This is a genomic window from Streptomyces sp. NPDC001843 (assembly GCF_042891955.1).
GTDB lineage: Bacteria > Actinomycetota > Actinomycetes > Streptomycetales > Streptomycetaceae > Streptomyces.
This window is the reverse complement of record NZ_JBIATQ010000010.1, coordinates 211,809-236,675: the sequence shown is the minus strand read 5'-3', so window position 1 is coordinate 236,675 and position 24,867 is coordinate 211,809. Positions and strand designations below refer to the sequence as shown.

Here is a 24,867-nt window from a genome sequence, read left to right as displayed (position 1 = left end):
TTTTCCGCCCCCGCCGCCCCTGCCCTTCCCGTCCCCAGGGGCTCCGCCCCTTCTACCCCGGCGGGGACGGCGTCCCCTGCACCCCTGCCGGGGCGCCGCCCCGGACCCCGCTCCTCGAACGCCGGAGGGGCTGAATCATCCAGCCCGTCCGGCGCTCCGGGCCCGGACCCCGCTCCTCGAAAGCCGGAGGGGTTGAATCACCCGGGGTCAGGGGCTGGTTCAGCCAGTGCGGAGCATCAGTCGTCGTAACGCCGCCAGCAGGCCCTTGGCCTGGCTGCCGCTGTTCACCGGTGCGGCCGGGGTCAGTTCGTAGCGGACCGGGAGTACGCGCAGGCCGCGTACCACCGGGCCCGAGCGCCAGGGGAGCTGGTCCGGGGGGAGGGTGAGTTCGGCGCCGGCGAAGTGGTCGAAGATGCGTCCGACCGCCGTGGTCACGATGAGGGTGCCGAGTTCCCGGGCCGCGCCGGGGCACTGGTGGGGGCCACCGCCCCAGCCGAGGTGGGCGTGGGTGGAGACGGCGGAGCCGACCAGGGGTGAGGAGCCGATCGCCAGCAGGTCCTGGTGGGCGGCGGCGGCCGACGGGGAGACGATGTCGCCGCGGCGGATCCAGAAGTCACCGAGCCGCACGTCCCGGGCTGCGAAGCGGAAGCACATGTTCGCGACCGGCGGGTTGGCGAGGGCGGCCCGGTCGACGGTCTCGCCCAGCTGCCCCGCCGACAGGCTGCGGCGGACGGTGGCGTTGCCGCGCAGCACCTCCAGCAGGGTGTTGAGCACCATGTTGCCGGTGATGTCGTTGAGGTAGACGGCGTTCATGAACAGCTCGCGGCCGAGCTGTTCGTCGGTGAGGCCGGGGTCGGCGAGCAGCATGTACGAGGTGAGGTCGTCGCCGGGCAGGGCGCGGCGGTGTGTCGCCAGCCGGGTGAAGGCGGCCAGTGCGCGGGCGGTGGCCGGGCCGGCGTCGGGGCCTCCGTCGAGCATCCGCCACAGGTCCATGACCAGGGCGTCGCCGAGGCCGACCGGGCAGCCGAACAGCTTGGCTGTGACCAGCAGCAGCAGTGGGCGGGTGTACTGGGCGCCGAGGTCGGCGAAGCCGGAGGGGCCGGACTCGGCGGCGAGCAGGGCGACGAGGTCGTCCGCGTAGCGGGACACGGCCGAGCGCAGCTCCCAGCCCTCGGGGGTTTCGGCGTCCTGGAAGGGGCGCAGCGCGGTGTGGAGCGTGCGACGCGCCGTCTGGTGCTCCTCCTCGTCCATGAACATCGTCTGCCGGACCTCGTAGCCCGCGAGCAGCGGCCAGTCGGCGGGCAGCCGGCCCTGGGCGCGGGCCCGCCAGTACCGGACGTCCCGCCGCCACTGCCCCTCGTTGCGCAGCACCTCCAGGACTTCCCGGTAGCCCAGGACCAGCCAGACCGGTACGCCCAGTAAGCCCACCGGGGCGACCGGGCCGTAGGTCCGCCGCAGCCGCCGGTAGACGGCGCCCGGGTCGGCGTCGAACTCGGCGGTGAGCAGCGGTTGCACGGGCAGAGACGCCAGGTCGGGGCTGTCGGCCGGCGCGGTGGTGGGGGGTTGTGCTTCCATACCGCACACGCTTACCGCACCGGCCGTGTACCGGCAGTAACAAGAACACGAACTGTTACGCCCGTGTGATGCCGGGTTACGTCAGTGCCTCGGCCAATGGCTTCGGCAGCTCCTCGGAGTGGACCACGCCGAGCCGCTGGGTGGCGCGGGTCAGGGCCACGTAGAGGTCGCTGGTGCCGTACCGGCCCGGCTCGACCACCAGGACCGAGTCGAACTCGAGGCCCTTGGACTGGCGGGGGTCCAGCAGGACGACGGTGCGGGTCAGGTCGGGCTCGGCGCCCGCCGTCACCCCGTCCAGCCGGGCCGCCAGCCGGCGGTGCAGTTCGCGCGGGGCGATGACGGCCAGCCGGCCCTCGGCGGGTGTCAGTTCGGCGACCGCTTCGGCGACCGCGGCGGGCAGGTCGTCGTACACGCGGCGGGCCCAGGGCCGTACCCCGGTCGAGCGGACGGAGCTCGGCGGGGTGAAGTCCGGGTGCTCGGCACGGACGACGGCCGCGGCGACGTCCATGATCTCGGACGGGGTGCGGTAGTTGACGCCGAGCCGGGTGTGCTCCCAGCGGTCCTCGACGTACGGCCGGAGGATGTCGGCCCAGGAGCCGACGCCGGCCGCCTCGGCGGTCTGCGCCGGGTCGCCGACGAGTGTCATCGAGCGGGTGGGGCTGCGCCGCATCAGCAGCCGCCAGGCCATCGGGGAGAGCTCCTGCGCCTCGTCGACGATGATGTGCCCGAACGCCCAGGTCCGGTCGGCCGCCGCGCGCTCGGCGGCGCTGCGGTGGTCGCCCTCCTCGTGCCGTTCGGCGAACCGCTCGGCGTCGATGATGTCGTGCGCGGACAGCACCTCGGAGGATTCCGGGTCGCTGTCCTCCTTGTCCTCGAACTCGTAGGTCCGGGAGGCGTAGGAGACGTCGAGGACGCCCTGCGCGTAGGCGATCTGGGTCTCGCGCTCCCGTTCGGCGCGGGCCCTCGCCATCCGGTCGTCGTCGCCGAGGAGTTCGGCCGCCTCGTCGAGGAGGGGCACGTCGGCCACCGTCCAGGCCCGGGTCACCGGGCGGCGGATCGCGTCGGCGTCGGCCTCGGAGACGTACCCGTCGGGTTCGGCGAGGAAGTCGGCGACCAGCCGGCGCGGGGTCAGCCGGGGCCACAGCTGGTCGATGGCGGACCAGACCTCGGGATTCTCGGCGATCTCGTCGCGGATCTGGGTGACGTCGGAGGCGTCGAGCAGGCTGCCGCCGTCGTAGGGGTCGGTGCCCACTCGTTCGGCGTACAGCTCGGTGAGCGCGTTGAGGATGTGGCCCTCGAAGTGCTCGCGGGCCGCGTTGTGCGGCAGCTTGGCGGCGCGGGTGCGTTCGCGGGCGACGTTCACCAGGCCGTCGTCGAGCATCAGCACCTCGCGGTCGTGCTCGATGGCGATGACCGGGTCGGGCAGTGCCTGCCGGTCGCGTACGACGGCGGCGAGCACGTCGGCCATGTCGGCGCGGCCCTTCACGGCGGCCGCCTCGGGTGTGTCGGTGGCCGTCGCCTTCACGCCGGGGAACAGCTCGCCGACGGTCGCCAGCAGTACGCCGGTCTCGCCGAGGGAGGGCAGCACCTCGCCGATGTAGCCGAGGAAGGCGGGGTTGGGGCCGACGATCAGGACGGCGCGCCGGGCCAGCAGCTCGCGGTACTCGTAGAGCAGGTAGGCGGCCCGGTGCAGGGCGACGGCCGTCTTGCCGGTGCCGGGGCCGCCCTCCACCACGAGCACCCCGCGGTGGGGGGCCCGGATGATCTCGTCCTGCTCGGCCTGGATGGTCTGCACGATGTCGCTCATGCGGCCGGTGCGGGCCGAGTTCAGCGCGGCCAGCAGCACGGCGTCGCCGGTGGGGTCCTCGTGGCCGGTGCGTTCGGCGTCGCCGAGGTCGAGGATCTCGTCGTGCAGTGCGGTGACCCGGCGGCCGTCGGTAGCGATGTGCCGGCGCCGCCGCAGACCCATCGGGGTGTGGCCGGTGGCCAGGTAGAAGGGGCGGGCGACGTCGGCCCGCCAGTCGATGAGGACGGGGGTGCGCTCGGCGTCGTCGAGGCGCAGCCCGATGCGCCCGATGTGGTGCTTGACCCCCGAGGTCAGGTCGATACGACCGAAGCACAGCGAGCCGTCCACCGCGTTCAGCGCGGCGAGCAGGCCCGAGCGCTCGGCGACCAGGATGTCCCGCTCCAGCCGCGCCTGCATGGGCTTGTCGCCCTGGGCGAGGGCGTCCGTGACCGAGGTCTCCGCGTCACCGCGCAGGGCGTCCACGCGCGCGTACAGTCCGTCGATGAATTCCTGTTCGTGCCGCAATTCATCGTCTGGAAATTCGGTGTTTGACAATTCTGCTCCCGCCCGGATATACTGTGCTCACTGAACTTCCTCGTGACTCCAACAGATTGAAGTCGCGAACCATTAAATATACGCAAAGAAATCCCCCGAGCGCAATTGCTCGGGGGATTTCTCGTGGTGGGTACGCCCACTCACAGCACGTCGGAGAGCTCCTCCAGGAGCCGCCGCTTCGGCCGGGCACCCACCATCGCCTTCACCGGCTCACCGCCGCGGAACACCATGAACGTCGGCATCGACAGGACCTTGTAAGCGTTGGTGGTCACCGGATTGGTGTCCACGTCGAGCTGTACGACCTTCAGCCGACCGCCCTCCTCTTCGGCGAGTGCGCTGAGCACGGGCCCCATCTGCCGGCATGGCGGGCACCAGTCGGCGGTGAACTCCACCAGCACGGGCAGCTCGGAGTCGATCACCTCCGCCGCGAAGTCCCCGTCCGTCACCTCGGCCACGCCCGCTGCCTTGATCACCGTATCCGCCCTCCCAGTTCGCACCCGGGTTCCGGACCCCCCGGAACCAGCGCCTCGGCGGCCAGCTCGCCCACGGCCCGCTCGGCCCGCGCCAACTGCCCGGCGACCTTCTCCCGGACCGCCGTCAGCTCGCCGATGAGGTCGTCGAGCTCGGCCAGCTTGCGCCGGTAGACCGCCAGCGACGCCGGGCAGGAGTCGCCCTCCGGGTGACCGGCCCGCAGGCACTCCACGAACGGCCGCGTCTCCTCCAGGTCGAACCCGAAGTCCTGCAGCGTGCGGATCTGCGTGAGCAGCCGCAGGTCGTGCTCGTCGTAGGTGCGGTGACCGTGGTCGTCGCGCCGCGCGGGCAGCAGCCCCCGCGACTCGTAGTACCGCAGCGCACGCGTGGTGGTCCCGGCCCGGGCGGCCAGTTCGCCGATTCGCATGTCCCCGACCGTACGGCTTGACGTCGGCGTCAAGGCAAGGGTCGACGTCGACCAGGGGAGGCGCTCAAGCCCCTGCTGCCCGCTACCGATGGAAAAAGTTGTAGGCCGCTGTCGATCCGGCCACGTCCCGTTCGACGTCATGATGTGCGGCGGCTTGCCGTACGAGGTGCCACTACCTGACGAGGAACCACGTGGATCAACTACTGCGCGTCATGAACTTCAACGTCTCGAGTGACGGAATCGGTGCCGGTGAGCACCAGAGTCTGGAGCGGCCGTTCGGACTTGACCACCCCGAGAGGCTGTTCGCCTGGGCCGGAGCAACAGCGAGCTGGCCCATGCGCACGGATCACGGGGGGAGCCGGGGCCTCGACGACTACTTCACGCGAGACTTCGCCCGCAACATCGGTGCCGAGATCATGGGCCGCAACAAGTTCGGGCCCCAGCGCGGGCCCTGGCAGGATCATGAGTGGCGGGGCTGGTGGGGGCAGGAGCCCCCGTTCCACACACCGGTGTTCGTCATGACCCATCACGAGCGTCCGTCGTTCACGCTCTCCGACACCACGTTCCACTTCGTCGACGGCGCCCCGGCCACGGTCCTCGAACGGGCGCGGGAAGCGGCGCAGGGCCGGGACGTCCGACTCGGCGGCGGGGTCACCACCATCCGGCAGTTCCTTGCTGCCGACCTCGTCGACACCATGCATGTGGTGGTCTCGCCGGTAGAGCTCGGGTCCGGGCTACGGCTGTGGGAATCACCCGATGAGCTGCTCGACCGATTCCACCTGGAGGTCGTGCCCAGCCCGAGCGGTGTGACGCACCACCTGTTCTGGCGAAGGTGACGCGCGGGCCCACTGGAGTTCAGGTGCGACTGCTGGAAGGGCGTCCGTCCCGGCGGACGCCCTTCTGGCTGCGGATGCGGACGCGTTCCCCGCGCCAGGGCGGCCGACCCCTGATCGACAAGGCGTGCCCCTGGTGGCGATCGGTGTCCGACTGCTCAGACCACCAGGCCGGCCGATTCCTCCACCTCCATCAGCGACGCGCTGTGCCGTTCCTCGTCGAAGGCCCGGCGACCGCCGCGGAGGCCGAACAGGCGCTTGGCGAGGGCGATGTAGAGGACGGCGAGGATGTTGAGGACCAGCGTGGCGATCTTCAGATAGCTGACCTTCTCGGTGAGTTCGTAGATCTCCAGGGGGAGGAACGCGGCCGTGGCGACCACCGTGAGGTACTCCGCCCAGCGTTTGGCGTACCACAGGCCGACCGCCTCGACGAGCTCGATCAGGGCGTAGGCCAGCAGCAGGGCCGCGACCAGCAGCAGCGTGGAGTGCTTGTAGCCGAAGGCCTTCTGGATGGAGCCGACGACCGGGGAGTGGTCGAGGTCGTAGTGGAAATGTCTGAAGACCGGTCGGAAGACGTCGAGGTTCTCGTTGAAGAGGCGGCGCACCGCGTCCTGGCTGTTGCTGAACTTCCACACCGCCACCGCGACCAGCACGATGAACACCCCGCGCACGGCCCGCTCGACCGCCAGGAAGCGGAGGATGAACAGGTCCCGCAGCACCTTTCCGCGCGGCACCAGCGGGGCGTCGGCGGCCGGCCCGGAGCCGTGCGGCTCGCCGAGCACGAAGTCCCCGCAGCGCAGGCAGCGCCAGACGTCCCCGAGCGCGGTCTGGGCGTGCAGCCGTACCCGCAGCCTCGGGTCGTCCGGCGCATACGTGACATGCCCCTTGCGGGCGCAGGTCCGCCGGTCCCAGTCGATCTTCATCCCCCGTGCCTCCATACGTACATACGGCCGTGCCGTGCCAGTCGATCCGGCACGGCACGGTAGTGCATCGGTGGGGAAGACGCCTGCCGGGAGGTCTCAGTTCTCGGCGCGGCTGCCCACCAGCTCCGTCACCTCGTCTTCCGCCGGCTCCGCCGCCTCCGCGTCCCGGGCGGCGCCGCGCGGCAGGAGTACCGCCACCAGCAGCGTGCCCACGCCCAGGATCACCGCGCCGACCAGGCTGGTGTGGGCGACGGCGTCGGAGAAAGAGGCGCCGACCGCGTCGGTCATCTGCCGTGCGCCGGCGGAGAGCTGGGCAGCCTGCTGCTTGAGCTGGGCGGCCTGCTGCGGATCGCTCGCCTGCGCCGCCTGCGCGGCGACCTGCCGGGCCTTGTCACCGATGCCCTGCGCGACCGCGTACCCGGCGCCGACCGAGTCCTGCGCGGTGGCCAGGGCGCCCGCCGGGAGTCCCCGGCCCGCGGTGGCGTCGGTGAGGTGGTCGGCGTACGACGTGGACAGCAGCGAGCCGAGGATCGCGATGCCGAGTGAGCCGCCGAGTTCCAGCGAGGTGTCGTTGACCGCGCCGCCGACCCCGAGTTCCGACTCGGGGAACGCCCCCATGATCGCGTCCGTGCAGGGCGAGAGCGCGAGGCCGATGGCCAGGCCGAGGACGATCAGGGGCGCGACGAGGTCGCCGTACGAGGACGCGGCGTCCACCCGGGTCAGCAGCGCCAGCGCCGCCGTACCGCCGACCATGCCCGCGGTGACCGTCCACTTCATGCCGACGCGCGGGGTCAGCCAGCCGGTGAGCGCCGAGCCGACGAACACGGCTCCGGCGAGCGGCAGCATGCGGACGCCGGTGGCGAGGGCGTCGTAGCCGAGGACGAACTGCAGGTGCTGGGTGAGGTAGTAGAAGGCGCCGAAGACGGCCAGGAAGAAGAGGGCCACGGCGAGGTTGGAGCCCGCGAACCGGCGGTGCGCGAAGCGGCGCACGTCGAGGATCGGGCGGGGGTGGCGCAGTTCCCAGGCGACGAAGGCCAGCAAGCCCACGCCGGCGACGACCGCGGCCGTCACCGCCTTGACGTCCCAGCCGAAGTGCGGCCCCTCGATGATCATGTAGACCAGGGAGCCGGTCCAGATCACCGACAGCACTCCGCCGACGTAGTCGATCCGGTCGTGGTGACCGGCCTTGGACGGCGGTACGAGGGCGAGGGCGCCGACGATCGCGACGGCGGCGATCGGCACGTTGATCAGGAACGTCGACGACCAGCCGTGGTCCTTCAGCAGCGCGCCCGCGACCACCGGACCGGCGGCGATGGCGAGACCCGCGGTCGCGGTCCAGAGCGTGATGGCCTTGGCCCGTTCGGCGCGCGGAAAGGTCGCGGCCAGCAGGGACAGGGTGGCGGGCATGATCAGCGCGGCGCCGACGCCCATCACGGCGCGGGCGGCGATGACGGCCGCGGCGCTGTCGGCGAGGTAGCCGGAGACGGCCCCGCCGCCGAACACGACGAGCCCGAGGAGGAGCGCGCCCCGGCGGCTGTACTTGTCGCCGATCGCGCCGAGCAGCAGCATCAGCGCGGCGTACGGGACGGTGTAGCCGTCGATCACCCACTGCAGGTCGGCGCCGGACAGGCCGAGGTCGCTGGTCATGTCCGGTGCGGCGACCGTGAGGGCGGTGTTGGCCATCACGATGATCAGCAGGCTCAGGCAGAGCACGAGGAGCGCCCACCAGCGCCGGGCGTAGGGGCGTTCCGTCCTTTCGACCGGTTCGGTCATGACGAGTCGCATAGGCAGGGGTCGCCTTCCTCAACGAACGTGCACAGGGACTTGCACAAGGCCGTGCAATTGCACAACGATGTGCAATGTACGCCGTTGCACATCGCTGTGCAAGTCCAGGGGAGTGCAGAATGAAGGTCATGACCACGGGTAACACCAGCCGCGCCGACGCGAACCGGCGCCGCATCCTCGACGTCGCCCTCGCCGAGCTGCTGCGCGACCCCGACGCCTCCATGGACCAGATCGCGCGCGCCGCGGGAGTCGTACGGCGGACGGTGTACGGGCACTTCCCGAGCCGTGAGGCGCTGATCTGCACGCTCGTCGACGGCGCGGTGGAGTCGCTGGCGGCCGCCCACGCGGCAGGCCGGGAAGGCGTCGACGACCCGGCGGAGGCGGTGGCGCGGTCCGTGCTCGCCGTCTGGGAGATCGCCGACCGCTACCGCCTGCTGGTCGCGCTGGCCCAGCGCACGGTCACCGTGCAGGGCATCCGGGACCGCCTCACCCCGGTCCGCGAGTCCTGCGCCGAACTGCTGCGGCGCGGCCTGGACGACGGCACCTTCAGCTCACCGCTGCCGCCGGCGGCGCTGGCGTACGTGCACGAGCAGATGCTGTTCGCGCTGATGGAAGCGGTGAACGACGGACTGCTGACAGCACAGGAGGCGGGCCGCTCCGCCGCGATCAGTGTCCTGAACGCGGCGGGCGTGCCCGCCTCCACCGCCACCGCGCTGGTGGCGAAGCTGAGCGAGTAGGTCGCGGAGGGAAATAGGCCTCCGGGCGGCTGAGCTTACGGGGGGGAGTCTCAGCCGCCCGGAGACGGTGGGCCGGGCGCCCGGCCCGGGTTCAGGCGGGGCCGGGCGTCCGGGGCCGGAGGGGGAACGCGCCCGTAGGGGCGCGGGACTGTGCCGGCATGCGGCTCCGCCGCGTGGGCGCGACCGGCCACGGTCGACCCGCGGACGAAGAGGCTTCCGCAGTCACCCCGCGCAACCAGCGGAGCGCCTACGCCTTGGCGAGCTCCTTGTCGCCGCCCTCGCGCTGCTCCGGCAGCTCCGCGACCGGCGGGACCTCGTTCTCGTCCATCAGGGTCGTCTCGTCGAACGGCAGCTCACCGGCGAGCACCCGGCGCACGCGGTCCCGGTCGATCTCCTTGGTCCAGGTACCGATCAGCAGGGTGGCGACCGCGTTGCCCGCGAAGTTCGTCAGGGCGCGGGCCTCGCTCATGAAGCGGTCGATGCCGACGATCAGGCCGACGCCGTCGACCAGCGCGGGCTTGTGCGACTGCAGGCCGCCGGCCAGCGTGGCCAGACCGGCGCCGCTGACGCCCGCCGCGCCCTTGGAGGCGACCAGCAGGAACAGCAGCAGCGGGATCTGCTCACCGAGGGACATCGGCGTGCCCAGGGCGTCCGCGATGTACAGCGACGCCATGGTCATGTAGATCATCGTGCCGTCGAGGTTGAAGGAGTAGCCGGTCGGGATGGTGATGCCGACCACCGGCTTGCTGACGCCCAGGTGCTCCAGCTTCGCGATGACCCGCGGCAGCGCGGACTCGGAGGAGGAGGTGGACAGGATCAGCAGGAACTCCCGGCCCAGGTACTTGAACAGCGAGAAGATGTTGAGCCCGGTGACGACCTTCAGCATCGCGCCCAGCACGACGAAGACGAACAGGACGCAGGTCACGTAGAAGCCGAGCATCAGCACGGCGAGGCTCTTCAGCGCGTCGACACCGGAGGAGCCGACCACGGCGGCGATGGCGCCGAAGGCGCCGATCGGGGCGGCCCACATGACCATGGAGAGGATGCGGAAGACGAGCCGCTGGATGTGCTCGACACCGCGCAGCACCGGCTGCCCGACCGGGCCCATCGCCTGCAGCGCGAAGCCGGCGAGCAGCGCGACCAGCAGGGTCTGCAGCACCTGGCCCGAGGTGAAGGCGGACACGAAGGTCACCGGAATGATCGACAGCACGAAGTCCACCGGCGGCAGCGCGTCGGGCGACACCTGGTCGTGCCCGGACGCCTTGATCGCGTTGGTGATGTGCAGACCGTCGCCCGGGTGCAGCACGTTACCGACGACGAGACCGATGGTCAGCGCCACCAGCGACATCACCATGAAGTAGCCGAGCGCGATACCGCCGACGGCACCGACCTTGGCGGCCTTACGGACGGAGCCGATCCCGAGCACGATGGTGCAGAAGATGATCGGCGTGATCATCATCTTGATGAGGTTCACGAAGCCCGTGCCGAGCGGCTTGAGCTGGACTCCGGCATCGGGCCAGATCAGCCCCACCGCGATACCGAGCGCGACCGCGACGATCACGGCGATGTACAGGTAGTGGGTACGGTCCCGCTTCACGGCGGGTGCGGCAGGTGCCGTATCGGGAGTGCTGGCGGCCACGGCTGCCCTCCTTGACGTCTTCGTCGGCGAACACCGGCGTGCGGCTCACGTCCGGGCGTTATAGGGGAATGCGGCGACTATCCCCCTGCCGTGTGAGGGCGGTCACCCTTCCGTTCATTTAGTTCACACTTAACCCGGAGGCAGACTGACGTCATGCGCATCCCGGACGTCCCACGACCCCGCAGCCTGGCCGGCCAGCTTTTCGCCGTCCAGGCCGTGCTGATCGCGGTCGTCGTGGCCGGGTACGCGCTGTTCACCTACGTCAGCGACCAGAGGCAGGCCGAGGAGGCGGCGACCCGCCAGGCGACGGCCGTCGCCCGCTCGATCGCGGACGCACCCTCGGTGCGGGCCGCGATCCACACGTCGGACCCCTCCGCGCACCTCCAGCCCTACGCCCTGCAGGTCATGCGCGACACCCAGGTCGACTTCGTCACGATCATGAACCGGGACGGGATCCGCTGGACCCACCCGGACCACAACGAGATCGGCAAGCGCTACCTGGGTAACATCACTGCTGCCCAGCAGGGCAACACCTACACCGAGACCTTCACCGGCACCCTCGGCGCCTCGGTGCGCACGGTGACCCCGGTGGAGGAGAACGGCCACGTCATCGGACTGGTCAGCGCCGGCATCCGGGTCGAGGCGATCAGCCGCCACGTCCAGCGACAGGTCACGGCCCTGCTCGGGGTCGCCGCCGGCACCCTGCTGCTGGGCGCCGTCGGCACGTACGTCGTCAACGCCCGGCTGCGCCGTCACACCCACGGCATGAACGCGGCCGAGCTGAGCCGGATGCACGACTACCACCAGGCCGCGCTGCACGCCGTGCGCGAGGGGCTGCTCATGCTGGACGGGCAGTTCCGGGTGGCGCTGATCAACGACGGGGGGCGGGAGCTGCTCGGGGTGGGCGCCGAGGACGAGGTGGTGGGCCGGTCGGTCGCGGACCTCGGCCTGCCCGCGCCGCTGACCGGCGCGCTGCTGGCGTCGGAGCCCAGGGTGGACGAGGTGCACCTGACGGCGGACCGGGTGCTGGTGGTGAACACCTCACCGGTGTCGGGAGGTGAACGCCGGGGCACGGTGGTGACCCTGCGGGACGTGACCGAGCTGCAGTCGCTGATGGGCGAACTGGACTCCGAACGGGGCTTCACACAGGCGCTCCGCTCCCAGGCCCACGAGGCCGCGAACCGCCTGCACACCGTGGTCTCCCTGATCGAGCTGGGCCGTGCGGAAGAGGCGGTCGACTTCGCGACGGCGGAACTCGAACTGGCTCAGGCACTGACCGACCAGGTGGTGGCGGCGGTGAGCGAACCGGTGCTGGCGGCGCTGCTGCTGGGCAAGACGGCGCAGGCGAACGAGCGGGGCGTGGAGCTGGTCGTCTCCGACGACAGCCGCCTCGACGACGGTGTCCTCCCCGAGGACCTGTCGGCCCGCGACCTGGTCACCATCCTCGGAAACCTGATCGACAACGCGGTGGACGCGGCCCAAGGCAGCGCGCGGGCGCGGGTGACGGTGACCGCGTACGCGAAGGACTCCCTGGTGCTGCGGGTGGCGGACACCGGGCCCGGTGTGGATCCGGACCATGCCGACCTGGTATTCCAGCGGGGGTTCTCCACCAAGCCGGCGGGGCCGGGCGGACGTGGCCTCGGTCTGGCGCTGGTCCGGCAGGCCGTGCACCGGCTGGACGGGACCCTGTCCGTGGCGGAGGCCGACGGCGGTGGGGCCGAGTTCCGGGTCCGGCTGCCGTTGCGTACGGCGGTCGGGCCGTCCGCGGTGTCTGGAGGCGACGTATGACGAACGAGCAGCGCATCCGCGTGCTGGTGGTGGAGGACGATCCCGTAGCGGCGGACGCGCACGTCATGTACGTCGGCCGGGTGCCCGGCTTCACGGCCGTGGGCAAGGCGCACACCGGGGCGGAGGCGCGGCGTCTGCTGGACCGGACACCGGTGGATCTGCTGCTGCTCGATCTGCATCTGCCGGACGTCCACGGGCTGCAGCTGGCCCGGTCGCTGCGGGCGGCCGGGCATCACGCGGACGTGATCGCGGTGACCTCGGCACGCGACCTGACGGTGGTGCGGGAGGGGGTCTCGCTGGGGGTGGTCCAGTACGTCCTGAAGCCCTTCACCTTCGCCACACTGCGTGACCGGCTGGTCCGCTACGCCGAGTTCCACGCGGCGGTGGGCGAGGCGAGCGGCCAGGACGAGGTGGACCGCGCACTGGCGGCACTGCGCGCCCCCGGCCCCGCGGCCCTTCCCAAGGGCCTGAGCGGGCCGACACTGGAACGGGTGACCGGGGCCCTGCGGGAGGTTCCGGAGGGCCTCACGGCGGCGGGGGTCGCGGAGGCGGTGGGCATATCCCGGATCACCGCCCGCCGGTATCTGGAACACCTGGTGGAGGGGGCTCGGGCGGAGCGGAAGCCGGTGTACGGGCAGGTGGGGAGGCCGGAGTTGGTGTACCGGTGGGTGACTGGGGTGCAGGGCAGGCCGACGTGACCGGTCACCCGGCGCCGCTCCCCGCCCCGAACGGCACCGCGTACAGCACGATGTGGACCCCCAGGCCCACGACCGCGAGCGCCTCGCCCACCGACAGGACGACCAGCCCCGCCGAGGTACCGCCCCCGGCCCAGTACACGACGAGAGCGCCGAGCGGCACCACGCAGAAGGCGAGCAGGTCGACGACGCACTGCACGGCCTTGCGGGAGGAACGGCGGGCGTCCGTCCGATGGGCGACCTCCCACTGGAAGACGGCCGCCTCGTCCGCACTGGCGACGGCGGCCAGCCGGGGCCCCAGCTCCCCTCTGACGTAGGCCCCGATCGCGGAGATCTTCTGGTCGTTGACCAGGTAGGTCCACCCGAGGACCACGCACACGGGCGGCAGCGCGAGCAGCATCTCCGTGCGCTTGGCCTGGGCGGCGGCCGCGATGACGGCGGCGACGACGGTGAGCGTGACGTAGAGGAGGTTGTCCCGGAACCCGATCCGCGTCTTCTGTTCGTCCTTGACGGTCTGGTACTCGGCGAGCAGCAACTGCCCTACGGTGACGTCTCGTTCCGGCACTCGAACCCCTTCCCCTGGCAGTACCTTAAGAGTGTGCCGGAGTCACCGCCCAGCGTTCTCGTCCTGACCGCGCTCGCGTTGGAGTACGCGGCCGTGCGCGCCCATGTCGAGGACCGCCAGGACCTCGTCCACCCCGGCAACGGGACGATCCTCGAACAGGGACGACTGCCCGGCAGCCCCTGGCAGGTGGCCCTCGGCGAGCTCGGCGAGGGAGCGAGGGCCGCGGCGGCGCTCACGGCTTCGCTGATCGACTGGCTGCGGCCGCGGGCCGTCCTCTTCGTCGGGGTCGCGGGCAGTCTCAAGGACGACGTCGGCATCGGCGACGTCGTCGTCGGCACGAAGGTGTACGGCGTCCACGGGGCCAAGGTGACCGCCGAGGGGCCCCTCGTCCGCCCCGAGGCCTGGTTCGGCTCGAACGCGCTCGTCCAGGCCGCGCGTTCCGCGGTGCGGGACATGCCCGATGTACGGGCGCACTTCAAGCCGATCGCCACCGGTGACATCGTCCTGGCGGACGCCGGGGCGGAGATCGCCCGGTACGTCCGGCAGCACTACAACGACGCCGCCGCGATCGAGATGGAGGGCTCCGGGGCGGCCCACGCGGCGCATCTGTGCGGGCAGGTGGACGCCCTCGTCGTCCGCGGCATCAGCGACCGGGCCGATGCGCGCAAGTCCGATGCGGACGCCGGGGGTTCGCAGGAGAGGGCCGCGGGGCAGGCGGCTTCGGTGGCGGTGGCGGCACTGCGGAAGTACGGGCCGCGGGACGGCGGCTCCGTCGGCTCCGTCGGCTCCGTCGGCTCCGTCGGCTCCGTCGGCTCCGAGGAGGGTCCCCGAGCGGTTTATGAGGGCGATCACCTCGACTTCCGGGGCGGTACCTTCTACGGGCCGGTCGTCGGGAAGCGGACACGAGGGCGGTAGGAGACCCCAGTTCACCGACGCGCGAGCGGAACGTACAGTTTGCGCCGCCGGTCAGGACAGCGCGTGGTGCGCCGGGGAGTCGGTCGGGCCTGCCGGGGCGGGCCGGAAAGTGGCTTGCGCATATGCCCCTTTACCTTGCCCTTCGGGTGACCGTCCCCCCGGAAGGATCAGTTGCAGCCACCCGCACACCAGGCCGGAACCGTATCTTCCTACGATAAGTGATCCTGGCCGGACAGAGCGTAGCCAACCCCTGCTCATCCCCCTAGTTTGAGCGCGTGCGCAAACCGCTCTCAGCCCGACCGGTACCGCCAGGACCGCCTTTCGACGCCCCCGCCGCCCGAAGACTCCGTGCCGCCCTCGGTATGGGGCCCGAGCATGTCGCCTACGGCATGCGCGCGTCGTTCGGGCTGCCGTATGTCACCCCGGATCTCGTCATGGCCTGGGAGCGTGGGCTCGCCTCGCCGAGCGGTTCCGAGGTCACCGCGCTCGCGGCCGTGCTGTGGTGTTCGCCGGGGGAACTCGCCGGCCGGCCGCGGACGCTGCGGGAGCACCGGATCGCCCGGGGGCTCGCGCCGGAGGACGTCGCGGGCACCGTCGGGCTGGAGCTCCTCGCCTATCTGCACATGGAGGAGCACGACGCGTGGCGCGGCACCGACCGGCAGTCCGCCGCCCTCGCCGGCCTGCTGGAGCTGTCCCTGGCCGACTTCATCGGCGTCACCGGCCGCGCCGGGAAGCTGGCCGACCTGCTGCACAGGGCGGTGACCATGCGCTGGCAGGCGTGCGTCCGGCCGGTGAGCCGGATCGTGCCGCTGGACCGGCGCGTGCTGACGGCTGCGCTGCACGGACTGCACCAGGAGTACCAGCGACAGGGCGGCGACGGGCGTGACTTCCTCGACCGGATCGTGGAGCACTTCTGGTCGAGGGTGGAGGACAGCCCCCAGGACCTGTAGAAGTGCGGGGGCTCCAGAAGACCAGGAACTCCAAAAGACCGGGGGCTCTAGAAGACCGAAAGCTCTAGAAGACGGACTCCGCCTCGTCCATGCGGTCCTTCGGTACGGTCTTCAGCTCCGTCACCGCCTCCGCCAACGGCACCATCACGATGTCCGTCCCGCGCAGGGCCGTCATCCGCCCGAACTCACCACGGTGCGCGGCCTCCACGGCGTGCCAGCCGAAGCGGGTCGCGAGGACGCGGTCGTACGCGGTCGGTACGCCGCCGCGCTGGACGTGGCCGAGGATGACCGGCTTGGCCTCCTTGCCGAGCCGGCGCTCCAGCTCGTACGCCAGGGCGGTGCCGATGCCCTGGAAGCGCTCGTGGCCGAACTGGTCGATCTCACCCTTGGTGTAGTCCATGGTGCCCTCGGCCGGGTGCGCGCCCTCGGCGACGCAGACGACCGCGAACTTCTTTCCGCGGGCGAACCGCTCCTCGACCATCTTGACCAGGTCGGCGGGGTCGAAGGGGCGCTCGGGCAGGCAGATGCCGTGGGCGCCGGCGGCCATGCCGGACTCCAGGGCGATCCAGCCGGCGTGGCGGCCCATGACCTCGACCACCATCACGCGCTGGTGGGACTCGGCGGTGGTCTTGAGGCGGTCCATCGCCTCGGTGGCGACACCGACGGCCGTGTCGAAGCCGAAGGTACGGTCGGTGGAGGAGATGTCGTTGTCGATCGTCTTCGGGACGCCGACGACCGGCAGGCCCGCGTCGGACAGCATGCGCGCCGCGGTCAGCGTGCCCTCGCCGCCGATCGGGATCAGCGCGTCGATCCCGAACTCCTCGACCATGTCCGTGGCCCGCTCGCAGGCCTCGCGCAGCCGGTCGCGCTGCAGGCGGGAGGAGCCGAGGATGGTGCCGCCGCGAGCCAGGATGCCGCCCACGTCGTCCAGGTCGAGGGTGCGGTAGTGGCGGTCGAGCAGGCCCCGGTAGCCGTCTTCGAAGCCGATGACCTCGTCGCCGTAGTGAGCGACCGCCCGGTGCACGACCGACCGGATCACGGCGTTCAGGCCGGGGCAGTCGCCGCCTGCGGTGAGAACTCCGATGCGCATCGTGCTGTGTCTCCTGCTCGCTGTGGGTACCGGTGAGCCAGTCCGATTGTTTCATGTCCCCACAGGCACCCGGCGCCCGTACTGCCCCGGCGACCCCCTGCGGCCCTCGGCACTGACGGGCGCCTTACCCAGCCGCAGGGGTACCGTCAAGAGGGTTCTGCTCACCCTGGTGGGCGATTTTTCCGGCCATGCGACGGACCACGAGACGACCGCGATACGACAGCGAGATGACAGAGGGAGAGCGCACGTGACCCGCAGCGTGTACGTGACCGGGATCGACCGCGGCGACGGCCGCCAGGTCGTCGAGCTGGGGGTCATGGAGCTATTGACCCGGCAGGTCGACCGGGTCGGCGTCTTCCGTCCCCTCGTCCACGACGGACCCGACCGCCTGTTCGAGCTGCTGCGTGCCCGCTACCGGCTGGCCCAGGACCCGGTGACCGTGTACGGCATGGACTACCAGGAGGCCTCCGCGCTCCAGGCCGAGCAGGGCACGGACGAGCTGGTGTCCGCGCTCGTGGAGCGCTTCCACCGGGTAGCCCGGGACTTCGACGTCGTCCTCGTCCTCGGCACCGACTTCGCCGACACCCTGGTCCCGGACGAGCTGTCCCTGAACGCCCGGCTGGCGAACGAGTTCGGCGCGTCCGTGATCCCGGTGGTCGGCGGGCGCAGGCAGACCGCCGAGTCGGTGCTCGCGGAGACGCGCAACGCCTACCGGGCGTACGACGGGCTGGGCTGCGACGTGCTGGCCATGGTCGCGAACCGGGTGGCACGCGAGGACCGGGACGAGATCGCCGAGCGGATCGTCTCCCGGCTGCCGGTGCCCTGCTACGTCATCCCGGACGAGCCCGCGCTGTCCGCCCCGACGGTCGCCCAGATCGGGCAGTCCCTCGGCGCCAAGGTGGTGCTCGGGGACGACTCGGGGCTGGCCCGGGACGCGCTGGGGTTCGTCTTCGGCGGCGCGATGCTGCCGAACTTCCTCGCCGCCCTCACGCCGGGCTGCATGGTGGTCACCCCGGGCGACCGGGCCGATCTGGTCGTGGGCTCACTGGCCGCGCACAGCGCCGGCACTCCGCCGATCGCCGGGGTGCTGCTCACCCTGAACGAGGTGCCGAGCGAGGAGATCCTCACGCTGGCCGCCCGTCTCGCCCCCGGCACCCCGGTGCTGTCCGTGTCCGGCACCAGCTTCCCCACCGCAGAGCATCTGTTCTCCCTGGAGGGAAAGCTGAACGCGGCCACCCCGCGCAAGGCGGAGACCGCGCTCGGCCTGTTCGAGCGGTACGCCGACACCGCCGACCTGGCACGGCGCGTCTCCGCGCCAAGCAGCGACCGGCTCACCCCGATGATGTTCGAGCACAAGCTCCTCGAGCAGGCCCGCTCGGACAGGCGGCGGGTCGTGCTGCCGGAGGGCACCGAGGAGCGGGTGCTGCACGCGGCCGAGGTGCTGCTGCGCCGGGGCGTGTGCGACCTGACGCTGCTCGGGCCGGTGGACCGGATCCGCAAGAAGGCCGCCGACCTGGGCATCGACCTCGGCGACACCCAGGTGATCGACCCGGCCACCTCCGAGCTGCGCGACTCCTTCGCCGAGGAGTACGCCCTGCTGCGGGCGCACAGGGGGGTGACGGTGGAGCTGGCGTACGACGTCGTCTCCGACGTCAACTACTTCGGCACGCTGATGGTGCAGAAGGGGCTCGCCGACGGCATGGTCTCGGGGTCCGTGCACTCGACGGCGGCCACGATCCGGCCCGCGTTCGAGATCATCAAGACCAAGCCGGAGTCGTCGATCGTCTCGTCCGTGTTCTTCATGTGCCTCGCCGACAAGGTGCTGGTCTACGGCGACTGCGCGGTCAACCCCGACCCGAACGCCGAGCAGCTCGCCGACATCGCCATCCAGTCGGCCGCCACCGCACAGCAGTTCGGGGTGGAGCCGCGGATCGCGATGCTGTCGTACTCGACCGGCACCTCCGGTACGGGCGCCGACGTCGACAAGGTGCGCGAGGCGACCGAGCTGGCCCGCGCACGCCGGCCCGACCTGAAGATCGAGGGGCCGATCCAGTACGACGCCGCCGTGGAGCCGAGCGTCGCGGCCACCAAGCTGCCGGGCTCCGAGGTCGCGGGACAGGCCAGCGTGCTGATCTTCCCGGACCTCAACACCGGCAACAACACCTACAAGGCCGTGCAGCGCTCGGCCGGCGCGATCGCCGTCGGCCCGGTCCTGCAGGGCCTGCGCAAGCCGGTCAACGACCTGTCCCGCGGCGCGCTCGTCCAGGACATCGTCAACACCGTCGCCATCACGGCGATCCAGGCCCAGAACCCCAGCGAGAAGGCGTCCGAGCAGTGACCTCTCCCACCCGCGTCCTCGTCCTCAACTCAGGCTCCTCCTCGGTGAAGTACCAGCTGCTGGACATGCGGGACAGCAGCCGGCTGGCGGTGGGCCTGGTGGAGCGCATCGGCGAGCAGACCTCGCGGCTCAAGCACACCTGCGTCTCCACCGCCGACACCCGTGAACACAACGGCCCGATCGCCGACCACGACGCCGCCCTGAAGGCGGTCGCCGAGGAGCTGAGCAGGGACGGTCTGGGCCTGGACTCCCCCGAACTCGCCGCGATCGGGCACCGGGTGGTGCACGGCGGGATGTTCTTCACCGAGCCCACCGTCATCGACGACGAGGTGCTCTCCGAGATCGAGCGGCTGATCCCCGTCGCACCGCTGCACAACCCGGCCAACCTCACCGGCATCCGCACGGCCATGACACTGCGCCCGGACCTGCCGCAGATCGCCATCTTCGACACCGCGTTCCACACCACCATGCCGGAGTCCGCGGCCCGCTACGCGATCGACCCGAAGGTCGCGGACCGGCACCGTATCCGGCGGTATGGCTTCCACGGCACGTCGCACGCGTACGTGTCCCGGGCGACCGCGCGGCTGCTGGGCAAGGACCCGTCCGAGGTCAACGTCATCGTGCTGCACCTCGGCAACGGCGCGTCGGCCTCTGCGGTCGAGAAGGGCCGGTGCGTGGACACCTCCATGGGGCTGACCCCCTTGGAGGGGCTCGTGATGGGTACGCGATCCGGTGATGTGGATCCGGCGGTCATCTTCCATTTGGCGCGCGTTGGCGGAATGTCCATGGACGAGATCGACACTCTTCTCAACAAGAGGAGCGGGCTGTTCGGTCTGTGCGGGGACAATGACATGCGGGAGATCCGCCGCCGGATCGACGAGGGCGACGAAGAGGCACGACTCGCCTTCGACATCTACATTCACCGCTTGAAGAAGTACATCGGCGCCTATTACGCGGTTCTCGGCCGGGTGGACGCAATCGCCTTTACAGCAGGAGTCGGTGAAAACGCTAGCGCGGTGCGCGAGGCTGCGGTCGCGGGCCTGGAGGGCCTCGGCCTGGCCGTGGACGGCGAGCTCAACGCCGTACGCGGCGACGAGCCGCGACTGATCTCGCCCGCGCAGGCCCGGGTGGCGGTCGCCGTGGTACCGACGGACGAGGAACTGGAGATCGCGACGCAGACCTACGCACTGGTCAGAAAGAACAACTGAGCTGAACAACCCAGCTGAACAACTGAGCAGCATCCAACTCATTTGTCTCTTCCACCAGACGGAATATTCCGTAGCGAAACAAACCGATAGGATCGCCCCATGCGCCGTTCGAAAATCGTCTGTACTCTCGGCCCCGCGGTCGACTCCCACGACATGCTCGTCTCGATGATCGAGGCCGGCATGAATGTTGCCCGGTTCAACTTCAGCCACGGCACGCACGCCGAGCACCAGGCGCGGTACGACCGCGTCCGGGCCGCCTCCAAGGAGACCGGCCGGGCCATCGGTGTCCTCGCCGACCTGCAGGGCCCGAAGATCCGTCTGGAGACCTTCGCCGAGGGTCCGGTCGAGCTCGAGCGGGGTGACGAGTTCGTCATCACCACCGAGGACGTGCCCGGCGACAAGCAGATCTGCGGTACGACGTACAAGGGCCTGCCCGGTGACGTCGAGCGCGGCGACCAGATCCTGATCAACGACGGCAACGTCGAGCTGAAGGTCGTGGACGTCGAGGGCCCCCGGGTGCGGACGATCGTCATCGAGGGCGGCGTGGTCTCCGACCACAAGGGCATCAACCTGCCCGGCGCGGCCGTGAACGTGCCCGCGCTGAGCGAGAAGGACGTCGAGGACCTGCGGTTCGCGCTGCGCATGGGCTGCGACCTGGTCGCGCTGTCCTTCGTGCGGGACGCCAAGGACGTCCAGGACGTCCACAAGGTGATGGACGAGGAGGGCCGCCGCGTCCCGGTCATCGCCAAGGTGGAGAAGCCGCAGGCGGTGGAGAACATGGAGGACGTCGTGATGGCGTTCGACGGTGTGATGGTCGCCCGTGGCGACCTCGCCGTCGAGTACCCGCTCGAGAAGGTCCCCATGGTGCAGAAGCGCCTCATCGAGCTGTGCCGGCGCAACGCCAAGCCGGTGATCGTGGCGACCCAGATGATGGAGTCGATGATCACCAACTCCCGCCCGACCCGCGCCGAGGCCTCGGACGTCGCCAACGCGATCCTGGACGGCGCCGACGCGGTCATGCTGTCGGCCGAGTCGAGCGTGGGCGCGTACCCGATCGAGACCGTCAAGACGATGTCGAAGATCGTCGTCGCGGCCGAGCAGGAGCTCCTCTCCAAGGGCCTGCAGCCGCTGGTCCCGGGCAAGAAGCCGCGCACCCAGGGCGGTTCGGTGGCCCGCGCGGCCTGCGAGATCGCCGACTTCCTCGGCGGCCGGGGCCTGATCGCCTTCACCAAGTCCGGCGACACGGCCCGCCGCCTCTCCCGCTACCGCGCGGCCCAGCCGATCCTCGCCTTCACCACCGACGAGGGCACCCGCAACCAGCTCTCCCTGAGCTGGGGCGTGGAGTCCCACGTCGTGCCCTTCGTCAACAGCACCGACGAGATGGTGGACATGGTCGACGCGGAACTGGCCAAGCTGGGCCGCTTCAACCCGGGCGACATCATGATCATCACCGCTGGCTCGCCTCCTGGGGTGCCGGGGACGACGAACATGGTGCGGGTGCACCACATGGGGGGCGACGGGAGCTGACGGTTCGACCGCGGGGCTTTGTACGGCGGTGAGGGCGTCCCCTGTGACAGGACAGGGGGCGCCCTCAGCTCTTGCCGCGAAACCTACGGCAGGTCGACGGCCATCCACGGCGTCACGGAACTGGGCTGCGGGCCGGGGTGCGCCATGTGGGTGCCAGGCTCTGTGTGTGCCGCAGGGGCGGGCGGACTGGCGTCTGTCCACCCGCCCCTGCGCCCCGAGCGTCAGTCGGCCCGATCGTTGAGCCCCTCGGGTACGACCCATCGCGGGTAGCCGAAACGCTCACCGAGGGCTACCAGGACCGGCCGGTCGGCCGCTACGTGGTACGCCTTCATGGCACGCAGGAACAGCCGGTAGCCGAGGTCCGCGCAGCACTCGGTGACCACCCGCTCCAGCGCGGGGACAAGGCCGGTCACCGGGATGCCGAACGGCGGATTCTCGACCGCGAGGCTCAGTCGTTCCGCGACCGGGTGGATCACCCCCAGGACAGCCCGCCGCAGCTCCTCGTCCACCACCGGCTGCGGCGGCGGGGGGACGAACCCCGGATCGTCCAGGCGCACCCGTGCCAGCCATGCCTCTTCGGCCTTCCGCAGCCAGGCACCGGTGCTCATGCCGTGCTCCCTCGGATCGAAGACCCCGTGGGTGGCTGCGAGCCACACCGTGCGGATCGTCTCGTCCGTCAGTGGGGAGCACAGCAGCCGCTCGACGTCTTGGCCGAGCTGGGCGGCCTTTGAGCGGTCGAACTCCTCGACCGACGACTCCGCGATCCTGAGCCACACCACGGCGGGGCCCTCGTCGGAGTCAGACGGGACGTGCTCCTTGTAGAAGTACTCCAGCACCTCCCATTGCGAGGCCAGCCAGGTCAGCCCGATGTCCGTCGTGTAGAGGTCCTCGAGGAAGTCTCCCTCGCCGCCGCTCTCCGGCTCGTGTGCCATCGTCATCCCTCCAGATAAGAGGTGTACACGACCCACTTGCCCTGCCGGTGCTGAGCGACCTTCTTGCCGATGTACTTGAGCTGCACGACGACCCACTTGGATGTGACCGCGCTCCCCTGGGCGGTGTTGTCGGTCTTCGACATCATCTTCATCACCGCGGCCTCGCCTCCTGGGGTGCCGGGCACCACGAACATGGTTCGGGTGCACCACATGGGTGGGGCCGGGAGCTGAGGGCTCGGCCGAGAGGTTTTGTACGGTGCTGAGGGCGCCCACTGTGACAGGACAGGGGGCGCCCCCTCAGCTCTTGCCGCAACTACGGCAGGTCGTCGGCCATCCGCTGCCACGCCTCGAACTCGATCCAGCGCGGGTGCCCCTGCAGCAGATGCGCCAGGGTGCGTCCGGGGTTGAGCAGTCGGCGGACCATCCGCAGGAAGAGGATCTGCGAGCGTTCCAACTCACGCCACCGAGGAGCCAGTGCGGCTGCCGTTACCCGGTCCATCGGCATAACGTCGAGAGCCCGGTCGAGCACGGGCCATGGATCGAGCAGCGAGACGTCACTCCTCGCTCCCACCGCCTTGAGCAAGGAAGCCCTGAGCCACAGGTCGCGCAGCAGCCATTCGTTGTGCTGTGCACCAGTCGCTCGCTCGGCAGCGGCCAGCAGCGCCGACCATGCCTCGCCGACCGCACGCCACTGCTCGTCCGTCAGCCGGACCGGGTCCTCCTGGATGCGAGCGGCGAACATCTGCGCCGCGGCGATCCAGTGACTCACCGACCCGTCGGCGCGCGCCACCTCCGGCGCCGACCAGCGGCGTGTGTGCGCGTCGAGCTCCAGCCTGTCGAGGCCGTCGAAGAGAGCGGTCATCCGCAGTGCACCCCCGCCGTAGTTACCACCGCATCGTCCCCCTGGGCAGCCTGGCGTCCCGCTGAAGAATCCGGCTCGCGCCCAGCAACAGCCACACCGCCAAGGACTCCTGTGACCAGCATCGAACAGCTCACTCGCCTGTGCCCACCCCCCGCCGACGCGCCCCCGGTCGACTGGGACGCCGTCGAGACCACACTCGGATTCCGCCTGCCCGAGGACTACAAGCAGCTCGCCGCTGTCTATGGCCCTGGCGCCTTCGCCGACTTCATCCGCGTCTTCCACCCCCACGGCGTCACGGAGTGGGTCGACCTGACCGGACGGGTGCCCACAGCCATGTGGGAGCAGTTGCAGAACGACCAGGCGGCGGGCCGACCGGTTCCCTACGACCCGCAATGCCTGTTCGTCGTGGGCGTGACCGACAACGGTGAACACCTCTTCTGGATCACAGGCCCGAGGAACGATCCGGGCGCCTGGCACATCGCCGTCAACGAAGCGCGGGGCCCTCTGTGGTGCACCTTCAACGGAACCCTGACCGATTTCCTCGTCTCCGTCCTGAGCGGCGACACTGCCGTACCGCAGTTTCCCGACGGTCTTCGGCAGGCCGCCACCACGTTCTTCCCATCTACTTCCCGCCCATCAGCCCCCACCGCACTCCCTACCGACACCAATGTCATCCGAGAGTGGGCCCGAGCCAACGGCTACGACCTACCTTCCCGCAAACGGGTTCCCGCAGCGATCATCGTCGCTTTGGTCCAGGCACACGGCGGAGAGTGAATGCTGAAGAGGTCATCACGATCAACCGGAAGCTTCACTTCCCCGCCCTTCCCGTGCGAGGAAGCGAAAGGGTCCGCCGACTCCGTCGCCGGACCCTCACGAAAGAGCGAGTCAGCGCGTTCCCCGCATCTGGCCGAACCATGACGGATCGTCCATCGCGCCCTCGTCCTCATGCCACTGTGGAGGCGCCGAGACGACGAAGCTCCTCAGATCACCGCCGAGCACGAACAGACGCCCAGGGTTGACTTCCACCCCGTAGTCGAGGCTGACCTTCTCGCATTGCTCGTCGTCGGCCCGGCGGATGACCAAGCCCTCGTAGCTGGGACGAAGAAGCATGAGGTCGACGTTGGCGAAGTGGATGTCGATCCGGGTGTCCGGTGGCCTGTCCCGGCTGCTGCGGAGGAGCAACCTGCGATGGCCGACGGTGTACTGCCAGACCTTGAAGTACCTGTCCGATCGGAACACCTCGGAACCGGCGACCTCTGACGTCAA

At 70.4% G+C, this 24,867-nt stretch carries 23 protein-coding genes; 10 read left to right on the top strand and 13 right to left on the bottom strand.

The features are described from left to right. Window positions 1-219 precede the first annotated feature (219 nt). The 4 genes from ACFYZQ_RS25505 to ACFYZQ_RS25490 all read right to left on the bottom strand — a co-directional run bounded on the left by ACFYZQ_RS25505 (window position 220) and on the right by ACFYZQ_RS25490 (window position 4,814). Window positions 220-1,575, bottom strand: a complete 1,356-nt coding sequence (locus ACFYZQ_RS25505) for a cytochrome (protein WP_389151908.1) — start codon at window positions 1,573-1,575, stop codon at window positions 220-222. A gap of 76 nt (window positions 1,576-1,651) precedes the next feature. Further along, window positions 1,652-3,886 (bottom strand): HelD family protein, encoded by a 2,235-nt coding sequence (locus tag ACFYZQ_RS25500; protein WP_389151905.1) that lies wholly within the window; start codon window positions 3,884-3,886, stop codon window positions 1,652-1,654. Between the two features lie 170 nt (window positions 3,887-4,056). Then, on the bottom strand, window positions 4,057-4,371 hold the full coding sequence (locus tag ACFYZQ_RS25495) for a thioredoxin family protein (RefSeq protein WP_389152251.1): 315 nt from the start codon (window positions 4,369-4,371) through the stop codon (window positions 4,057-4,059). A gap of 14 nt (window positions 4,372-4,385) precedes the next feature. After that, complete coding sequence (locus ACFYZQ_RS25490) at window positions 4,386-4,814, bottom strand: MerR family transcriptional regulator (RefSeq protein WP_389151902.1); 429 nt, start codon at window positions 4,812-4,814, stop codon at window positions 4,386-4,388. A 191-nt stretch (window positions 4,815-5,005) separates the two neighbouring features. On the opposite strand from ACFYZQ_RS25490, the gene ACFYZQ_RS25485 reads away from it, so the two are divergent. After that, on the top strand, window positions 5,006-5,650 hold the full coding sequence (locus ACFYZQ_RS25485) for a dihydrofolate reductase family protein (RefSeq protein WP_389151899.1): 645 nt from the start codon (window positions 5,006-5,008) through the stop codon (window positions 5,648-5,650). Between the two features lie 155 nt (window positions 5,651-5,805). On the opposite strand, the gene ACFYZQ_RS25480 is transcribed toward ACFYZQ_RS25485, so the two are convergent. Both ACFYZQ_RS25480 and ACFYZQ_RS25475 read right to left on the bottom strand, forming a co-directional pair. Then, the gene (locus ACFYZQ_RS25480; RefSeq protein WP_389151896.1) at window positions 5,806-6,570 is read right to left on the bottom strand and encodes a DUF2127 domain-containing protein; all 765 of its coding nucleotides are present in this window, start codon (window positions 6,568-6,570) and stop codon (window positions 5,806-5,808) included. 96 nt (window positions 6,571-6,666) lie between these two features. After that, on the bottom strand, window positions 6,667-8,355 hold the full coding sequence (locus ACFYZQ_RS25475; RefSeq protein ID WP_389151893.1) for an MFS transporter: 1,689 nt from the start codon (window positions 8,353-8,355) through the stop codon (window positions 6,667-6,669). 119 nt (window positions 8,356-8,474) lie between these two features. On the opposite strand from ACFYZQ_RS25475, the gene ACFYZQ_RS25470 reads away from it, so the two are divergent. Beyond that, a complete protein-coding gene (locus ACFYZQ_RS25470; RefSeq protein WP_389151890.1) occupies window positions 8,475-9,092 on the top strand; it encodes a TetR/AcrR family transcriptional regulator in 618 nt (205 codons plus the stop codon). 247 nt (window positions 9,093-9,339) lie between these two features. On the opposite strand, the gene ACFYZQ_RS25465 is transcribed toward ACFYZQ_RS25470, so the two are convergent. Next, the gene (locus tag ACFYZQ_RS25465; RefSeq protein ID WP_389151888.1) at window positions 9,340-10,731 is read right to left on the bottom strand and encodes a cation:dicarboxylate symporter family transporter; all 1,392 of its coding nucleotides are present in this window, start codon (window positions 10,729-10,731) and stop codon (window positions 9,340-9,342) included. 153 nt (window positions 10,732-10,884) lie between these two features. On the opposite strand from ACFYZQ_RS25465, the gene ACFYZQ_RS25460 reads away from it, so the two are divergent. Together ACFYZQ_RS25460 and ACFYZQ_RS25455 are read left to right on the top strand one after the other, a co-directional pair. Beyond that, window positions 10,885-12,519, top strand: coding sequence for an ATP-binding protein (locus tag ACFYZQ_RS25460; protein WP_389151885.1), 1,635 nt, complete (start codon window positions 10,885-10,887; stop codon window positions 12,517-12,519). Continuing rightward, complete coding sequence (locus tag ACFYZQ_RS25455) at window positions 12,516-13,217, top strand: response regulator (protein ID WP_389151882.1); 702 nt, start codon at window positions 12,516-12,518, stop codon at window positions 13,215-13,217. Before ACFYZQ_RS25460 ends, ACFYZQ_RS25455 begins: the two co-directional genes overlap by 4 nt. Window positions 13,218-13,221: 4 nt before the next feature. Here ACFYZQ_RS25455 and ACFYZQ_RS25450 read toward each other — a convergent pair whose 3' ends face one another. Next, window positions 13,222-13,779: a hypothetical protein gene (locus ACFYZQ_RS25450; RefSeq protein ID WP_389151879.1), complete on the bottom strand. Its 558-nt coding sequence runs from the start codon at window positions 13,777-13,779 to the stop codon at window positions 13,222-13,224. 33 nt (window positions 13,780-13,812) lie between these two features. On the opposite strand from ACFYZQ_RS25450, the gene ACFYZQ_RS25445 reads away from it, so the two are divergent. Continuing rightward, window positions 13,813-14,694: a 5'-methylthioadenosine/S-adenosylhomocysteine nucleosidase gene (locus tag ACFYZQ_RS25445; RefSeq protein ID WP_389151876.1), complete on the top strand. Its 882-nt coding sequence runs from the start codon at window positions 13,813-13,815 to the stop codon at window positions 14,692-14,694. Between the two features lie 275 nt (window positions 14,695-14,969). Then, window positions 14,970-15,644 (top strand): XRE family transcriptional regulator, encoded by a 675-nt coding sequence (locus ACFYZQ_RS25440; protein WP_389151873.1) that lies wholly within the window; start codon window positions 14,970-14,972, stop codon window positions 15,642-15,644. A 64-nt stretch (window positions 15,645-15,708) separates the two neighbouring features. Here the strand turns inward: ACFYZQ_RS25440 and ACFYZQ_RS25435 are convergent, their stop codons facing one another. Then, window positions 15,709-16,734: an ATP-dependent 6-phosphofructokinase gene (locus ACFYZQ_RS25435; RefSeq protein ID WP_388802139.1), complete on the bottom strand. Its 1,026-nt coding sequence runs from the start codon at window positions 16,732-16,734 to the stop codon at window positions 15,709-15,711. 247 nt (window positions 16,735-16,981) lie between these two features. Here ACFYZQ_RS25435 and pta point away from each other — a divergent pair, with 247 nt between their 5' ends. The 3 genes from pta (at window position 16,982) to pyk (ending at window position 21,807) form a co-directional block, all read left to right on the top strand. After that, window positions 16,982-19,072 carry a phosphate acetyltransferase gene (gene pta, locus ACFYZQ_RS25430; protein ID WP_389151871.1) on the top strand — a complete coding sequence of 697 codons (2,091 nt, stop codon included), beginning with the start codon at window positions 16,982-16,984 and terminating at the stop codon, window positions 19,070-19,072. Next, window positions 19,069-20,280: an acetate kinase gene (locus ACFYZQ_RS25425; protein WP_389151868.1), complete on the top strand. Its 1,212-nt coding sequence runs from the start codon at window positions 19,069-19,071 to the stop codon at window positions 20,278-20,280. Before pta ends, ACFYZQ_RS25425 begins: the two co-directional genes overlap by 4 nt. A 99-nt stretch (window positions 20,281-20,379) precedes the next feature. Then, the gene (pyk, locus tag ACFYZQ_RS25420; RefSeq protein ID WP_389151865.1) at window positions 20,380-21,807 is read left to right on the top strand and encodes a pyruvate kinase; all 1,428 of its coding nucleotides are present in this window, start codon (window positions 20,380-20,382) and stop codon (window positions 21,805-21,807) included. Between the two features lie 221 nt (window positions 21,808-22,028). Here the strand turns inward: pyk and ACFYZQ_RS25415 are convergent, their stop codons facing one another. The 3 genes from ACFYZQ_RS25415 to ACFYZQ_RS25405 form a co-directional block, all read right to left on the bottom strand. Continuing rightward, window positions 22,029-22,739, bottom strand: coding sequence for a hypothetical protein (locus ACFYZQ_RS25415; protein ID WP_389151862.1), 711 nt, complete (start codon window positions 22,737-22,739; stop codon window positions 22,029-22,031). Between the two features lie 2 nt (window positions 22,740-22,741). After that, window positions 22,742-22,933 carry a hypothetical protein gene (locus ACFYZQ_RS25410; protein WP_389152263.1) on the bottom strand — a complete coding sequence of 64 codons (192 nt, stop codon included), beginning with the start codon at window positions 22,931-22,933 and terminating at the stop codon, window positions 22,742-22,744. 119 nt (window positions 22,934-23,052) lie between these two features. Continuing rightward, window positions 23,053-23,601, bottom strand: a complete 549-nt coding sequence (locus ACFYZQ_RS25405; protein ID WP_389151859.1) for a hypothetical protein — start codon at window positions 23,599-23,601, stop codon at window positions 23,053-23,055. Window positions 23,602-23,712: 111 nt separating this feature from the next. Here ACFYZQ_RS25405 and ACFYZQ_RS25400 point away from each other — a divergent pair, with 111 nt between their 5' ends. Further along, on the top strand, window positions 23,713-24,375 hold the full coding sequence (locus tag ACFYZQ_RS25400; protein WP_389151856.1) for a hypothetical protein: 663 nt from the start codon (window positions 23,713-23,715) through the stop codon (window positions 24,373-24,375). A 111-nt stretch (window positions 24,376-24,486) separates the two neighbouring features. On the opposite strand, the gene ACFYZQ_RS25395 is transcribed toward ACFYZQ_RS25400, so the two are convergent. Next, window positions 24,487-24,867 (bottom strand): hypothetical protein, encoded by a 381-nt coding sequence (locus tag ACFYZQ_RS25395; protein ID WP_389151853.1) that lies wholly within the window; start codon window positions 24,865-24,867, stop codon window positions 24,487-24,489.

Excerpts from the sequence above, each read along its gene's own strand:
- ACFYZQ_RS25480 (WP_389151896.1), bottom strand. The coding sequence starts at position 6,570 with ATGAAGATCGACTGGGACCGGCGGACCTGCGCCCGCAAGGGGCATGTC.
- ACFYZQ_RS25460 (WP_389151885.1), top strand. The coding sequence starts at position 10,885 with ATGCGCATCCCGGACGTCCCACGACCCCGCAGCCTGGCCGGCCAGCTT.
- ACFYZQ_RS25435 (WP_388802139.1), bottom strand. The coding sequence starts at position 16,734 with ATGCGCATCGGAGTTCTCACCGCAGGCGGCGACTGCCCCGGCCTGAAC.
- ACFYZQ_RS25415 (WP_389151862.1), bottom strand. The coding sequence starts at position 22,739 with ATGGCACACGAGCCGGAGAGCGGCGGCGAGGGAGACTTCCTCGAGGAC.
- ACFYZQ_RS25405 (WP_389151859.1), bottom strand. The coding sequence starts at position 23,601 with ATGACCGCTCTCTTCGACGGCCTCGACAGGCTGGAGCTCGACGCGCAC.
- ACFYZQ_RS25410 (WP_389152263.1), bottom strand. The coding sequence starts at position 22,933 with ATGTTCGTGGTGCCCGGCACCCCAGGAGGCGAGGCCGCGGTGATGAAG.
- ACFYZQ_RS25490 (WP_389151902.1), bottom strand. The coding sequence starts at position 4,814 with ATGCGAATCGGCGAACTGGCCGCCCGGGCCGGGACCACCACGCGTGCG.
- ACFYZQ_RS25455 (WP_389151882.1), top strand. The coding sequence starts at position 12,516 with ATGACGAACGAGCAGCGCATCCGCGTGCTGGTGGTGGAGGACGATCCC.
- ACFYZQ_RS25505 (WP_389151908.1), bottom strand. The coding sequence starts at position 1,575 with ATGGAAGCACAACCCCCCACCACCGCGCCGGCCGACAGCCCCGACCTG.
- ACFYZQ_RS25475 (WP_389151893.1), bottom strand. The coding sequence starts at position 8,355 with ATGCGACTCGTCATGACCGAACCGGTCGAAAGGACGGAACGCCCCTAC.
- ACFYZQ_RS25470 (WP_389151890.1), top strand. The coding sequence starts at position 8,475 with ATGAAGGTCATGACCACGGGTAACACCAGCCGCGCCGACGCGAACCGG.
- pyk (WP_389151865.1), top strand. The coding sequence starts at position 20,380 with ATGCGCCGTTCGAAAATCGTCTGTACTCTCGGCCCCGCGGTCGACTCC.